The sequence below is a fragment of the Emticicia sp. SJ17W-69 genome, assembly GCF_051209875.1.
In the GTDB taxonomy this organism is placed as follows: Bacteria; Bacteroidota; Bacteroidia; order Cytophagales; family Spirosomataceae; genus Emticicia.
In genome coordinates this window covers 5,689,359-5,703,903 of sequence record NZ_JBNTQY010000001.1, presented here as the reverse complement: position 1 = coordinate 5,703,903, position 14,545 = coordinate 5,689,359, and the positions used below count along the sequence as shown (strand labels likewise).

At 35.0% G+C, this 14,545-nt stretch carries 13 protein-coding genes and 1 tRNA gene; 7 read left to right on the top strand and 7 right to left on the bottom strand.

Annotated elements, in window-relative coordinates; translation table 11 throughout:
* Positions 1 to 12: 12 nt before the first annotated feature.
* The 6 genes from ACQUQZ_RS23405 to ACQUQZ_RS23380 all read right to left on the bottom strand — a co-directional run bounded on the left by ACQUQZ_RS23405 (position 13) and on the right by ACQUQZ_RS23380 (position 7,070).
* The gene (locus ACQUQZ_RS23405) at positions 13 to 768 is read right to left on the bottom strand and encodes an isoprenyl transferase (protein ID WP_435357541.1); all 756 of its coding nucleotides are present in this window, start codon (positions 766 to 768) and stop codon (positions 13 to 15) included.
* Positions 769 to 961: 193 nt separating this feature from the next.
* A complete protein-coding gene (locus ACQUQZ_RS23400) occupies positions 962 to 1,759 on the bottom strand; it encodes a DUF6089 family protein (protein ID WP_435357540.1) in 798 nt (265 codons plus the stop codon).
* A 54-nt stretch (positions 1,760 to 1,813) separates the two neighbouring features.
* Positions 1,814 to 2,872: a DUF6089 family protein gene (locus ACQUQZ_RS23395; protein WP_435357539.1), complete on the bottom strand. Its 1,059-nt coding sequence runs from the start codon at positions 2,870 to 2,872 to the stop codon at positions 1,814 to 1,816.
* A gap of 52 nt (positions 2,873 to 2,924) precedes the next feature.
* On the bottom strand, positions 2,925 to 3,809 hold the full coding sequence (locus tag ACQUQZ_RS23390) for an NAD kinase (RefSeq protein WP_435357538.1): 885 nt from the start codon (positions 3,807 to 3,809) through the stop codon (positions 2,925 to 2,927).
* A 139-nt stretch (positions 3,810 to 3,948) separates the two neighbouring features.
* Complete coding sequence (locus tag ACQUQZ_RS23385; RefSeq protein WP_435357537.1) at positions 3,949 to 5,343, bottom strand: MBL fold metallo-hydrolase; 1,395 nt, start codon at positions 5,341 to 5,343, stop codon at positions 3,949 to 3,951.
* A 65-nt stretch (positions 5,344 to 5,408) separates the two neighbouring features.
* Positions 5,409 to 7,070: a UxaA family hydrolase gene (locus tag ACQUQZ_RS23380; protein WP_435357536.1), complete on the bottom strand. Its 1,662-nt coding sequence runs from the start codon at positions 7,068 to 7,070 to the stop codon at positions 5,409 to 5,411.
* 372 nt (positions 7,071 to 7,442) lie between these two features.
* On the opposite strand from ACQUQZ_RS23380, the gene ACQUQZ_RS23375 reads away from it, so the two are divergent.
* From ACQUQZ_RS23375 to ACQUQZ_RS23355, 5 genes are all read left to right on the top strand, one after another.
* Positions 7,443 to 8,213 carry an SDR family NAD(P)-dependent oxidoreductase gene (locus ACQUQZ_RS23375; RefSeq protein ID WP_435357535.1) on the top strand — a complete coding sequence of 257 codons (771 nt, stop codon included), beginning with the start codon at positions 7,443 to 7,445 and terminating at the stop codon, positions 8,211 to 8,213.
* Between the two features lie 122 nt (positions 8,214 to 8,335).
* Positions 8,336 to 9,568: a hypothetical protein gene (locus tag ACQUQZ_RS23370; protein ID WP_435357534.1), complete on the top strand. Its 1,233-nt coding sequence runs from the start codon at positions 8,336 to 8,338 to the stop codon at positions 9,566 to 9,568.
* Positions 9,569 to 9,685: 117 nt separating this feature from the next.
* The gene (locus tag ACQUQZ_RS23365; protein ID WP_435357533.1) at positions 9,686 to 10,813 is read left to right on the top strand and encodes an aspartate aminotransferase family protein; all 1,128 of its coding nucleotides are present in this window, start codon (positions 9,686 to 9,688) and stop codon (positions 10,811 to 10,813) included.
* Positions 10,814 to 11,052: 239 nt separating this feature from the next.
* A complete protein-coding gene (locus ACQUQZ_RS23360; protein ID WP_435357532.1) occupies positions 11,053 to 12,042 on the top strand; it encodes a hypothetical protein in 990 nt (329 codons plus the stop codon).
* Between the two features lie 142 nt (positions 12,043 to 12,184).
* The gene (locus ACQUQZ_RS23355; protein ID WP_435357531.1) at positions 12,185 to 12,325 is read left to right on the top strand and encodes a hypothetical protein; all 141 of its coding nucleotides are present in this window, start codon (positions 12,185 to 12,187) and stop codon (positions 12,323 to 12,325) included.
* A gap of 29 nt (positions 12,326 to 12,354) precedes the next feature.
* Here ACQUQZ_RS23355 and ACQUQZ_RS23350 read toward each other — a convergent pair.
* Positions 12,355 to 12,427: transfer RNA gene (locus ACQUQZ_RS23350), tRNA-Met, on the bottom strand.
* Between the two features lie 103 nt (positions 12,428 to 12,530).
* Between ACQUQZ_RS23350 and era the strand changes: the two genes are divergently transcribed.
* Complete coding sequence (gene era, locus ACQUQZ_RS23345) at positions 12,531 to 13,439, top strand: GTPase Era (RefSeq protein ID WP_435357530.1); 909 nt, start codon at positions 12,531 to 12,533, stop codon at positions 13,437 to 13,439.
* A 124-nt stretch (positions 13,440 to 13,563) separates the two neighbouring features.
* Positions 13,564 to 14,463 carry an EamA family transporter gene (locus tag ACQUQZ_RS23340; protein WP_435357529.1) on the top strand — a complete coding sequence of 300 codons (900 nt, stop codon included), beginning with the start codon at positions 13,564 to 13,566 and terminating at the stop codon, positions 14,461 to 14,463.
* Positions 14,464 to 14,545: the final 82 nt, after the last annotated feature.

Below are 14,545 nucleotides of genomic sequence, written 5' to 3'. Positions count from 1 at the left end.
ATAATTTAATATTTACACTCCTTTTGGAGTTGCTGGTAGTTGCTCACTTGTTTTGCCAAAACGTCTTTCACGTTGTTGATAAGCAACAATTGCTTCAAATAAATGATTTCGACGAAACTCAGGCCAAAACAAATCATCCATGAAATATAGTTCAGCATAAGCTAATTGCCAAAGTAAGTAGTTACTAATTCGGTGATCTCCACCTGTACGAATCATTAAATCTACATCTGGAGCATCTTCAGTGGCTAAATACTGAGCAAAAACATTTTCAGAAATATCTTCAACAGCTAATTCACCCGCTTTAACTTTTGCCGCGATTTGTTTAGTTGCTTGAACAATTTCCCACTTCCCACTATAGCTCAAGGCCAAAATTAAAGTTAATCCAGTATTATTTTTGGTCAACTCTACCGAATCAAGCATTTTTTTACGGGCCGATGATGGAAGGTTATCAAGGTCGCCAATAGTTTTTACTCTAACGTTGTTTTTATGCAAATCAGGGATTTCTTCGCCAATTGTTTTTACCAACAATTGCATAATACCGTCAACTTCTAGTTTTGGACGATTCCAATTTTCAGTAGAGAAGGTATATAGTGTTAGGTATTTAACCCCCAACTCTACACAACCCTCAACAGTATCACGAACCGATTTGACACCATGGTGATGCCCAAAGATTCGCATAGCACCTTGTTGTTTAGCCCAGCGACCATTACCGTCCATAATAACGGCTATGTGGCGTGGTAAATTGCCCAAATCAATGTTTTCTTTCACGGGAAATCAATTAACAATAACGAATTATTAAGATTCAATTAGCCTAATTAAGCAAAAAGGACTGCAAAGGTAGAAAAAAAGAATAGTAAATGATAAGTTTTTGACGATTTGTAGAAGCTCAAAAGTAGATTTTGTGAAGAAAAAATTAGATAATGGGTTTTAAAGACATAAAAACCGCCAAGAAGAAAAAAAATTACCTCGGAGGATTAGGACAGTGGATTTTATAAATTAAATAACTAATAGAAAAATTAGTATAATAATACATATCCATGACCTTAGTATTAGGAATTTGATATTTAATCAAATATTGAAATTTAGCATCAGAAGGAACAATACCCGGGGGTAAATTTAATGGGTAAGTACCATTAGAGTAATAACCAAAATTATCTAAAAAATCAGTGTTTACTCTTCTTGCTCCAAACTCAAAACCCCAATTCCATTGCCCTCTTCTCTGCCATTGTTTTTTAAAACCAATCCCTAATGACATATATTGTACATTTTTGTTTGATGAATAGGGAGAAAATACAGAAGGATTGACATCGGTTTTACTTCGAGATTGAGTGTTAACGATAGTAACGCCATAGCCACCAAAAACATAAGGTGTCCAGTTATTCACTATTCTTGAAGCATTGGTTCGGAAGTTTAAGAAATTATATTCTATTTGTCCACCACCTTCCATTAAGTTTGCATCAAAACTAAATTCTCGTGATTGATGTAATGGGTCGTTTTTGACTAATTTATCATCACCATGTACTTGACCAATCATTGCTTGTGCCTTGAATGAAACAGAACGGCTGTAATTCATTCGCACAAAAGCATTAGCTCCAGGGCGAACAATCAAGGGTTTGTAAGTAGGCATTACATCTCCTTTGTATTGGCAGACACCAGCCCCTGCCCCGATTTCCCATTTTTGAGCAAAAAGACTCGATTGTAATACAATAAGGGAAGCGATACAGAATGTTTTTCTTACTACTAAGTTGCAAATATTCATTTAAGAATGGTTGTTAAATGCAGCGATGAACGCCTATAATCAATGGTAGTAGTATTATTTTATGGGTGGACATTTGATTTTACTACTAATAATATAACTAATCGTTAGCTGAGTTACGAAATAGCTATCCCACTTTGCAGTGCCTCTTGAACTATTAGCAGCATAGCCAAAAAGTGTCGTACCATTGGTACTTGGTGTTGGATTACCACCAGCATTTAACTTGTTGACGGCAATATTAAAAAAGTCATTAACCCGAGAAGCACCCGTTACTGCTGAATAATCTTCTCCCGCACGGTTAGCAAAAATCGCACCCAAAGGCGAAATAGGAGTTAAATCATTAGGGTTTGGATAATCGGTGTGACCTACATCATCTAAATAATCAAAAGGTGTAATTCTTAATCCACCTTCGAGGTTTAAATCAAATTTCTCATTTAATTTTACCTTTATACCTAAGCCAACAGGAAAAACGGGTTGAATTAGCGAATAGGCTTTTGGATAAGTATCATTGATTCCTTGCCCAGATGTTTGTTTATCTTTTAAATTGGTCCATGCCCCTAATGTTACTTCACCCGTTCCTGGATTAACAGTTGCTACGTCACGAGCTTGTGGATTATGTCCATAAAATCCAAAACCTATAAATGTATAGGGCATAAAACTACTTCTGCCTTGTTGTCCTTTACCATATTGTGGTAAAAGATTAAACAAACCAGTAAGTGAGAACTCTTTTATATCGTTTCTAAAGTGAAGGTTACGAAGAAAAGGTTGATAAAATTTATCAATATTATGTTGTGAGAAAGCATAATCATCACCTGCAATTCTTGCCCAAGTAAAACCTACTCGTGCGGCTATTTGTGGAGATAATTGGCGAGTATAATTAATGGTTGCGTTCCAACGAACGTTGGTGATAAGACCATAATAAAAATAACTGTATGGCGATAAATCACCGAAATAATGAGAGCTTCCGCCTCCAAATCCTACAGAAGAATATTGATTAAGTTTATTTTTTTTGCTGAATATTCCAGATTGGGCAAAGTTTTCTTGAGTAGCAAAAAGCACTAAAGAAAAACATAATAATAGGCAATATGCCGTTTTTTTGAATGTTAACAATTTCATACGAATAGCAGGTTTGTCAAATCATTTAACGTAATTATAAAAACTTTTATTGTCAATTTCGAGCATCAATACCCCATTTTAGTTTTCCTCTTAAAGTATTTAGGAAATCATCGCCCTCCATTTTAACCATTTTGGCTTTAAAATCCTCCTTTTTTACAGTAATAGTGGTTTCTTCATCCGCTCCAATAATTTTCGCACGTGAATCCATTGAAACTAAGAAATTATTGCTTCGACTTTCGACTTTGAATGAAATGACACTGTCATCAGAAACAATCATGGGTCGAACAAAAAGGTTATGCGGACAAATCGGAGTAATGATAAAATTGGCCGAATGAGGCATTACCAAAGGTCCACCACAACTTAAAGAATAGCCCGTCGAGCCTGTTGCTGTTGCAACCATCAGGCCATCAGCCCAATAAGTATTCAAAAACTCCCCATTGATATAAGCATGAATGACAATCATTGAAGAAGTATCTGTTTTTGAAATAGCTATCTCATTCAGTGCAAAATTCGTGCCTTCTTCAAATAACTCAGTTTCTGAACTTGCCGAAATCATGGTTCGTTCATCGATGCTATAATAACCATTGACTAATTGATAGATGGTTCGTTCAATTTTTTCAGGAGAAACAGCAGCTAAAAAGCCCAATCGTCCAAAATTAAAGCCTAAAACTGGAATTTCTCGCTTGCCAACGTGTGAAAGTGTTTCGAGGAATGTGCCATCGCCACCGAGGCTAAATGCAAAATCAGCATCAAAGATTTCATGGGTGCTTGTATAAACCGCTTTACTATCAATCCGAATGCCAGATTGTAATAGTATTCTTTTGAATGCTTCAGATAGTTGAATATCTACCTTATGTTGTTTCAGTACGTCAAAAACCTGTTGGATATTTGGTACTGAATCAACATTGAATTTTCGACCGTGAATGGCTATTTTCATTAAAAATAATGTGTGTATGAATGAATTTTCAAATGGTAGAATGAAAACAAAGTATATTCAACCATCAAAAATCATTTTTGATTTTATGTAAATTGAGGCAAATTTACGAATGGATTGTGGCAAAAGCTATTTAAAAAGCTTACAAATCAAACCCTTCGCCTTGTGAAGGAATAAATATATGCTCGAAACCAACCTTGTTTAAACGGTTTTTGAACATTATTTGGTTATCTATTTCACCATGAACCAAGAAAAGTTTCTTTACTTTTGACGCATTTTGGCAAGATAAATGTTTTATCATCTCTTTATAGTCTGCGTGGGCAGAGAAAGAATCCATGATTTCAATGTCAGCCCTCGCAGTAAATTCTTCACCAAAAATTCTTACTTGTTTTGGGTTAGTTTTTAATATTGCTCCAAGACTTCCTGGCGAACAATATCCAACCAACAAAATTGTAGTAGAGGGTTTTTCAATATTATTTTTAATATGATGCTTGATTCGACCAGCCTCTGCCATACCTGAGGAAGAAATGATAATACAAGGTTGTTTGCTATCATTTAAAGCTTTTGACTCCATAACATCGCTTATGTAATGAAGATTTTCAAATGCAAAAGCATCTCCATCATGTTTAATATATGCTAAAATTTCAGGGTTAAAACATTCTTCATTGTTTTTCATCACAATGGTAGCTTTTACTGATAAAGGGCTGTCGATGTAAACAGGTATCTTTGGTAAAAGGCCTTCGTGGGAAAGTTGATCAAGTGCGTAAATCAATTCTTGGGTTCTATCTACTGAAAATGCAGGAATAAGCAATTTGCCTTTTTTCTCAATACATGTTTGATAAACGATTCGCAACAAATGCGATTTCATATCTACTTCTGGTTCATGCAGTTTATTTCCATAAGTAGATTCACAAATGATATAATCGGCTTGTGGAAAAGGAGCGGGGCTTCTTAAGATTTTATCATCTGGTCGTCCAATATCTCCTGTAAAGAATAGCGTTTTTGTTTTGTATTCTTCTTCAAAAGTCAAATAAATGCCCGCACTTCCCAGCAAGTGTCCTGCATCAAAATATTCAGCAACAACACCCTCTTCAATTACAAATGGCGTTTCGTATTCAATGGTTTTGAATAATTTTAGTGCAGCTTCAACATCTTCTTCGTTATACAGAAGCTCATAAGGCTCTTCGTTTCGACCAATTCTTCTTTTATTGATTCTTTCAAGGTCTTTTTCTTGAATATGTGCCGAATCAAGAAGCATAATTTCACACAAATCTTTTGTGGCAGGTGTGGCGTATATTGTTCCTTTAAAACCTTTTCGGACTAATCTCGGCACAAGGCCAGTATGGTCGATATGGGCATGACTTAAAATAAGAAAATCTACATCTTTGGGGTCAAATCCAAATTGTAGATTTAATTCGGTTGTGCCAATTCCTTGGAAAAGTCCACAATCTAATAATATTTTTGTGCCTTTATTAGTCGTAATAAGATGTTTACTACCCGTAACTCTTTGAGCTGCTCCGTAAAATTGAATTTTCATAGTACCCCTGTTTTTTTTGCAAATAAGAGAAATTATTTTGTCAAAAAAACAAAGGTGTTAGAAATTTACAAGTTCACCCCTCTTTTCCACGGAATAAAGTCATCTTGTCCTAAAGTTTCAGCTTTGGTTAAATAGTCTCCATTTGCCAAGCCAATTAGCCAATTCAAAAGCGATTCACCATTTTGCTCAATGGTTTCTTCACCAGTAATAACTTTCCCAGAACTAAAGTCAATAATATCTGACATTTTTTCTGCCAAGCGATTATTGGTTGAAATCTTGACTGTTGGTGTAATTGGATTGCCAGTTGGCGTGCCAAGTCCAGTTGTAAATAATATAATTGTTGCTCCCGAAGCAGCCATTCCAGTAGTTGCCAAAACATCATTTCCTGGCGTACAAAGTAAATGTAGGCCTGATTCTGTTGCTTGTTCTGTATAGTTTAAAACACCAGCAACTGGAGCGGTTCCACCTTTTTTTGCAGCTCCTGCCGATTTGATGGCATCGGTAATTAAACCATCTTTTATGTTGCCAACCGAAGGATTCATGTCAAAAGTTGCTCCAACAGCTGCAGCTTGATCAGCGTATTCTTTCATTAAATGGGCAAATTTTTGTGCTTTTGCCTCATCTACACAACGATTGATTAATTCTTGTTCAACACCACAAAGTTCAGGAAACTCAGCTAAAAATGTCGTTCCACCCAAACTTACCATAATATCCGATAAATGCCCGATGGCAGGATTGGCAGAAATGCCAGAAAAACCATCAGAGCCGCCACATTTCAAACCAATGTTTAATTTATTGAGCGGAGCTGGCTTGCGACTTTGCTTATTGATTTCAATAATACCCTTAAATGTCTCACGAATGGCATCCGACATCATGGCATTTTCTGTACCATAAGTTTGTTGGTCGAAGTACAAAATAGGTCTATCAAATTTTGGATTACGTTTTAGTATTTCACTTTTCAAATAATCAATTTGTGATTTTTGACAACCTAAACTTAATACCGTTACGCCGGCCACATTTGGATTGACAATCATTCCAGCAAAAAGATCGCACAAAGCATCTGTATCTTGATTTGTTCCACCACAACCAGTTTCATGCGTCAAAAACTTAATGCCATCAACATTTGGGAAAAGATGAGTTGGCGAACTTTTTATGGCTTCATTTTCTTGGTCGGCCAATTGTATTTTTTCTATTGCTGCTAAATTGCCAGATTGATAAGCAGATAATAAATCTCTTACTTGGTTGCGGTATATTTCTGGTTGTGCATAGCCTAATTCACGCTCAAAAGCATCTTTCATGACCAGAATATTACGATTTTCGCAAAAAACCAGAGGAACAACCAGCCAGTAGTTACGAATCCCAACGCTTCCGTCATTTCTATAATAACCATTGAAAGTTTTATTTTTCCAAGAATCTACATCCAACGGACTCCATGCCGCTGCAGGCTCTCGTTTTTCTACTGAATAAGGATCTGATTCGTGTTTGAGATTAAAAGTGGTAATCTGAGCTCCACGTTTGATTGGTTTTGTTGCTTTCCCAACCAAAACACCGTACATTGTTACGTAGTCACCGATGGCTAAGTCTTCGGTGACAAATTTATGTTTGGCATCAAGGTCATGTTGTATTTCATAACTTATGCCTTCAAAATCAACAATTTCACCTGCTTTTAGATTTTGCAAGGCCACAATAACATTGTCTTTGGGATGTAACTTCAGAACGGTGTGCATAGAAGGAGTTTAATTTTATTTTCTTTGTTGAGAATGATTGCAGATTGTCGAGGTTTGCACTAAAAAAACAATGGAATATATGAAAAATTAAACCATTTACCACCACTTGCAACAATTTGTAACAACAGATAAATTATAGGTTGAATAATTATTTTAGCAAATGTAATAGCATTTTATTTTTTGTTCCAGAATTGACAAGTAATTTTGAAGTGAAAAATTAAATTTTTAACCTAATTATCAAAAAAACATTAGAATTAAGTTATTTTTCACAATAAGACAAGAGCTGAAACGGTTGTTTTGACAAAGCTATGTTTAAACAATTTTCTGTAATAATTTTCCAAACTATTTTGAAACTAATCTAAAAAAATTAAAATGTTTCGTCTTGACAATAAAGTTGCCATCGTTACTGGTGGTGCAAGTGGCATAGGCCTTTCTATTTCTCGACTTTTTGCTCAACAAGGTGCGGTGGTTCATATTTTTGAATTGAATATCGACCAAGCTGAGCGTGAAGCTGACCTCATTAATGCCAATGGTGGCGAAGCATATTTTCATAAAGTTGATGTTTCTAAGCAGAAGGAAGTCAAGAAGATTGTTGATAAGATAGCCAAAGAAAATGCAATAGATATTTTGGTTAATAATGCAGGAATCGCTCATATAGGTACGGCGGAAACAACGACAGAGGAAGATTTTGACCGAGTTTTTAGTGTAAACGTAAAAGGAACATATAATTGCCTTCAAGCAGTTATTCCTCATATAAAAGACCGAGGTGGGGTAATTTTAAACGTTGCTTCGATTGCGGCCACTGTTGGTATTCCAGATAGATTTGCCTATTCAATGTCGAAAGGGGCTGTTTATACTATGACATTACAAGTGGCAAAAGATTATCTCAAACATAATATTCGATGTAATAGCATTTCGCCTGCTCGTGTACATACACCTTTTGTTGATGGTTTTATCAAGAAAACATATCCAGGAAAAGAAAAAGAAATGTTTGAAAAGTTGTCAAAAACTCAACCTATCGGACGTATGGCAAAACCCGAAGAAATTGGATCTTTGGCAGTTTATCTTTGTTCGGATGAAGCAGGTTTTATAACAGGATGTGATTATTTAATTGACGGAGGCTTTGTAAAATTAAATAATTAATTGTGGGGCGAATCTACAGATTCGCCGTTATAGTCGCTGTTAATAACTTGTTAAAGAACACAGAAATTTGAGGTAATTCAATCAAAAATCACATAATTTGTTGTTCAAAACACCAAAAACACATGAAAAAAACAATTTTAGTAGTTATTCTGCTGTGCATCATAAATGTAGCTTTTTCCCAAGGAATTGCGTTTGAACCAACTATTGAGGCGGCCTTCCAGAAAGCGAAGGCTACAGGAAAACCAGTATTCGTTGAGTGTTTTCACCCCAATTGCCCTATTTGTATGGGTTTAGAGCCAACATTGAAGAATGCTGAAGTTGGAAAATATTATAATCAAAATTTTATCAACTTCAAGCTCAACCTCAGCGATGCAAAGCAAGTGGCTTTTTTAACAAAAAAGAAAATTTATTTACCAGGCTTTCCAATGTTTTTGTATTTTGATAAAAACCAAAATATTTTACATCATACTGACCCCATAAATACCCCTAAAGATTTTATACAACATGCCAAAGATGCCACCAATGTTGATATACAGACAGGAAGTTCTTGGAAAAAATATCAATCTGGCAATAGAGAGGTCAGTATATTGACAGGCTTGGCGTATTTATTACGCATCACACAAGATACCGCTCGTAATATATTGGTAGCTAATGATTTATATAAAGCATATCCAAAAACGCAAATGAATGATAAAGGCAGTTGGGCTATTGCTAAGAAATGTGTCATGGATATTGATAATGGATTTGCCGAACATTGGCTTAACAATATAGAAGTTGCCAAAAAGTATGCTATTGAAGAAGGACACCCTGGAACCGAGATGAATGCTCTTGGGATGTTGGTACAAATGGCAATCTATGACCCAAAAGCATCAAAATATTCGTTGGCTAAGGTAAATAAACTTAAAAATTACATGGGCGTTGTTGGGGCTGCTCAATATATTACTGGGGCCACTTGGCAAATAGAATGCCCTGCCATTTTGCGTGAGCAAGGTCAAGACAAAGCTTTTGGTTTTCTTCAAAATCTTATTAGTGCTCAGACCCAACCACAATTGTTAGTTTATTATGTTACCTTTTTTAATACAAACTTTCCTGATGGGAAATATGCTAATAATGTTCGTCAATGGCTTGTAAAAGCCCGACCTTTGTTAAAAACAGAACAAGAAATAGCAAATCTTAGTTACGAATCTGCTCGATTGTATCAGAAATCAGGAGATTTGGCAAATGCTAAAAAGGAAATTGTAGCAGCAAAAGCAAGCATAACTACTGCAAAAGCCAAAATTACTGACCCCAATCTTAAAAAAGTAGTGGCAACGGTTGAATCAAGCATCAATAAACTGGCTGCAGAGTTGAAGTAGGAATGTGAAGGTATATAGACAGCAATAGACTTGACAGCTATTTTCCCAACAATATTTTCTATGGACAATCGTCTGTGGACAATGGACTTTACAATAAAACCAAAGTAAATATTAGAAATGACTCTTTTTAACGTATATCCTCTTTATGACATCGAGCCTGTAAAAGCTCAAGGTTCTTATCTTTGGGATAAGAACGGACAACAATATCTCGACCTTTACGGTGGACATGCCGTTATTTCGGTTGGTCATACCCACCCATATTATGTACGAAAACTGACGCAACAACTCAAAAATATTGGGTTTTACTCAAATTCAGTAAAAATACCTTCGCAGGAAGAATTAGCTGATAAATTAGGAAAACTTTCAGGATTAAAAGATTATTTCTTGTTTTTGGTTAATTCTGGAGCAGAAGCCAATGAAAACGCCTTGAAATTAGCTTCTTTTTATAATGGTAGAACCAAAGTAATTGCTTTTTCAAAATCTTTTCACGGACGTACATCGGCTGCCGTTGCTGTTACCGATAACCCTTCTATCAAGGCTCCCATCAATTTTGCTGACCATGTTCAGTTTTTGCCTTTCAATGATGTTGAGGCAGTCAAAAAAGCCGTTGATAATGAAACTTGTGCGGTGATCGTAGAAGGAATTCAAGGCGTTGGTGGAATCAATGTAGCAACTGACGAGTTTATGAAAGCCATTCGCAAGGCTTGCGATAAAACAGGTGCTATTTTTATTCACGATAGTGTACAATGTGGCTATGGTCGTTCGGGGAAATTTTTCTCATTTCAGCACAGTGGCGTAAAACCAGATATTGTCACCACTGCCAAAGGTATGGGAAATGGTTTTCCAATCGGTGGTGTGTTGATTTCTCCAAAATTCGAAGCAAAACACGGACTACTCGGTACAACTTTTGGGGGAAATCATTTAGCATGCACCGCAGCAAATGCCGTTTTGGATATTATCAAAAAAGAAAAATTGATACAAAATGCTGCCAATATTGGAGATTATTTCTTTACACACCTCAAAGGAATGGCAGGAATAAAAGAGTTGCGTGGACAAGGTTTGATGATAGGCATTGAGTTTGAGAAGCCAGTTGGCCCCATCAGAAACGCCATGCTTTTTGAACACAAGATATTTACAGGCGTAGCAGGAACGCATACCATGCGACTATTACCAAGCCTCGCCATGACCACCAAAGAAGCCGATATTTTCTTAGAGGCTTTGAAGCAAGTTTTAGCGAAAGCATAAAACAATATAAAAAAATAATTAAAACGCCCCAAAATGTTATGATTTTGGGGCGTTTTTGTTGTGGAATGAGTGAAAAAGTTGAAATTGCATAGATTATTGGAGAGATATAGAAACGGTTTGCTTATAACGAATAGATAATTCATATAAAGGAATCAAAACAGATAAACCCAAAATACAAGCACAGAGCCACCTTATTAATGGGTGAGGTCTTGATTAAATTAGTGAAATTTTAGAATTGTATGGAAACTAACCTAAAAGACTTTCTTTTTGAAGATGATTATGAAAACTTTGCTCAAAAGCTTATTTCACTTCAAAACATAGAACATACAAAAGATTTTTTAAATTTTCTAATAGATAGTTACTATGAAAAAAATAAAAACCTTTTTATGTATTTAAAGCGTAAAGTCGAAGATAAAAAAAGCGAAGTTGACTTGTACATTGTGGATAAAATAAATAACTCACTTATGAAAAACCCCAAACTTTCGTATGATGATTTACTAAAAAGTTGGAATAGGGCAAATATTGGAGGTAAAAGGAGTATAAAAGAATTTAATCAGCTAATTGACTTAATTCATGTGTTTGAAAACGAAGTAAAAAAAGATAAAATAGACAAACATTATCACTATCTGAATGGATTTATCCACCAAGCTATTAAAAATAATATAGAAACAGTTTTTAAAAGTAAAAACAATGATAACTCCTATGATTTAATAAACACAGATTTTGATGTTTCGACAGAAAGTTTTCAGAGATTCCAGCGAGAATTGAAACAACTTCCAACGAGAGAAATAGAAGTTAATATTAAAAACCGATTTTTACCAATGTTAGAACGATATTTTGATTGGTATAAATTGAACAGAGAAAAGACAAAAAAATTTGAGCCTAACAATTTTTATGAACAGATGTATGAAAATATGGTTTCAACAAGTCGAGAAATAAAAATGTATTGTAAGCCGATTTTTGAAAAAAATAAAATCTCGAAAGTGGTTGAAGACATTCCTTCGGAAATTTTAAAAATATTTGTTATTTATCAAGAAGAATACGAAAAAGTAAACGACCACAAAAAAGCATTAACAATTACTACTAATAAAGTAGAAAAGGATAAAGAACGAAGAGTCTTTAATTCTGACGAAGTTGATGAAAAGAAAAGGCATAAAAACATTAAGGATTCAATTCGTAGAGAATTTCAAAAATACGGGTTGATTTCTAAAAATAAAGCGATACAATAGCGACAAAAATATTTTACAAAAGACTTATAATCAATTAGTTATAGCTTAAAAGCGATGCCGTCGCTTTTTGTGTTTTCAAAAATATTGAAGTATAAAAAAAGGAGTAAATATTTGCTGAATGTTTAATTAAAATCAGCAAAAAATGAAAAAGGATAACGTAAAAAACACCCAAATAGCAGAACTAAAAAATCAAATTGAAAAGTTAAAATCAGAAAATAGAATCAGAATTTTTATTTCTATTCTGATAAATGTATTGGATAAATTTTTTCAAGATTGGCAATAAAAAAAGGAGGTCTGAAAAGACCTCCTTAGTAGCGGGAACAGGACTCGAACCTGTGACCTTTGGGTTATGAGCCCAACGAGCTGCCAACTGCTCCATCCCGCGATGTTGTTCCGTAATCGGACTGCAAAGGTACGATAAAATTTCACAATAAAAAACTATCTTTGCAAAATATTAATTTTAACACGATTTTTTTCGTGAAAACTAAATGGAAGAACAAAGTATTTCGCCTAATCATAAGGCAGGTTTTATTAGCATCATAGGAAAACCAAACGTTGGGAAATCAACGTTGATGAATATTTTAGTAGGAGAGAGGCTGTCAATTATTACGTCAAAAGCACAAACCACTCGCCACCGTATCATGGGTATTGTGAATGGTGTACACGAAGGAACAGAGTTTCAATTGGTTTACTCTGATACGCCAGGCATTATTAAGCCAACGTACGAATTGCACAAATCAATGATGCACTTTGTGCATGGCTCGCTCGATGATGCCGACGTGATTTTGTTCGTAACTGATATTTTTGAAAAACACGACGAAGATGATGTTATCGAAAAATTGCAGCGAACAGAAACACCTATCTTGTTGATTATCAATAAAATAGATTTAGCAAAACCCGAGCAAGTAGAAGAAAAAATCACCTATTGGAAAGAGAATTTCAAGGCCGTTGAGGTAATTCCTATTTCTGCATTGCAGCAACAAAATGTAGATGGTTTGTTGGCGAAAATGATTGCATTTTTGCCAGTTCATCAACCTTATTTTCCAAAAGATGAATTGACTGATAAACCAGAAAGGTTTTTTGCAGCAGAAATTTTAAGAGAAAAGATTTTCACAAATTATACAAGAGAAGTGCCGTATAGTTGCGAAGTGGTCATATCGAGTTTTAAAGAAAAAGAAGATATGATTGTAATCAGTGCCGAAATTTATGTAGAACGCACAACCCAACGAGCCATATTATTAGGACACAAAGGCGAACGTATCAAAAAAGTAGGTATTGAGGCTCGTCAAGAAATGGAAAAGTTTTTCGGGAAAAAGATTTTCTTAGAACAATATATTAGAGTCGAACCAGATTGGCGAAATAAAAAACAAAAACTTGAGCGATTTGGGTATGAGTAAAAAGTCAACAGTCTATGGTCAATAGCGGGCGGCGTTCCGTTCCACAGATGTTTTACGAATAACAATTAAAAGATTTTAAAATAACTATCGACCATCGTCCGTGGACAGTGGACTAATTTTAGCTATGTTCTATCTCTTCCTAAGTATCATATTTTCCGTTTTGTTGTTGACAAACTTTCGTTTGTATCCAAAATACAACATTAGTACTTTTCAGGCAATTGCCTTTAATTACCCGATTTGTTTTTTGACGGGTTTAGCTTTGATGCCCAAAGGCCAAAGTTTCGAGCTCAACTTTACAGAAAATTGGACATTCTATGCTTTATTTTTGGGGGTAGGATTTATCATAACATTCTTATTATCAGGGTTTTCTACACAAAAAATGGGGATGACTGCGACATCTTTAGCAAATAATATTTCGTTGGTGATTCCTGTACTTTGTAGTTTGTTTATTTTTAAGACTCAAGGTCGCCCATTTGATGGACTCAATTATTTAGGTTTGGTATTGGCATTAGGAGCAGTGGCTTTAAGTACATTCAAGAAAAGTCAAGAAAAAGTATCGGGCAAAGGTTTGGATTTTCTTTTGCCAATTGCGGTTTTTTTGATGTATGGAATTACAAATACTTCAATTAACTACTTGAATATCAATTATATAAAATCGGCTGACCGAACAGTACCAGTTACCTTGGTAATGGTTTTGGGTGCAATTTTGGCAGGAATGATTGTTTTAGCAATTCGTGTAATTCGTGGTCAAGAAAAGATAGAGGTAAAAAATATTTTGGCCAGTATTACGCTCGGTGTACCTAATTTTCTATCATTTTATTGTTTGATTTTGGCCTTGACTGCCTATGGCAATAGCGGAGCATTTGTTTATCCTTTATATAATATTGGTGTTATTTTGCTCTCAGCTTTGGTTGCATTCATTTTTTTCAAAGAAAAACTTTCAACACTCAATAAAATAGGTCTTTTGTTGGCAATTTTGGCCATTGGATTAATTTCTTGGCAAGATATTCAAAGTTTATTTTAGATTTTGTACAACAATCGAGCTGTGTTTCACTTTCAAAATTGTTTTGCAAGCTATCTTCTTGATAATCAATAGATTTCTCCAT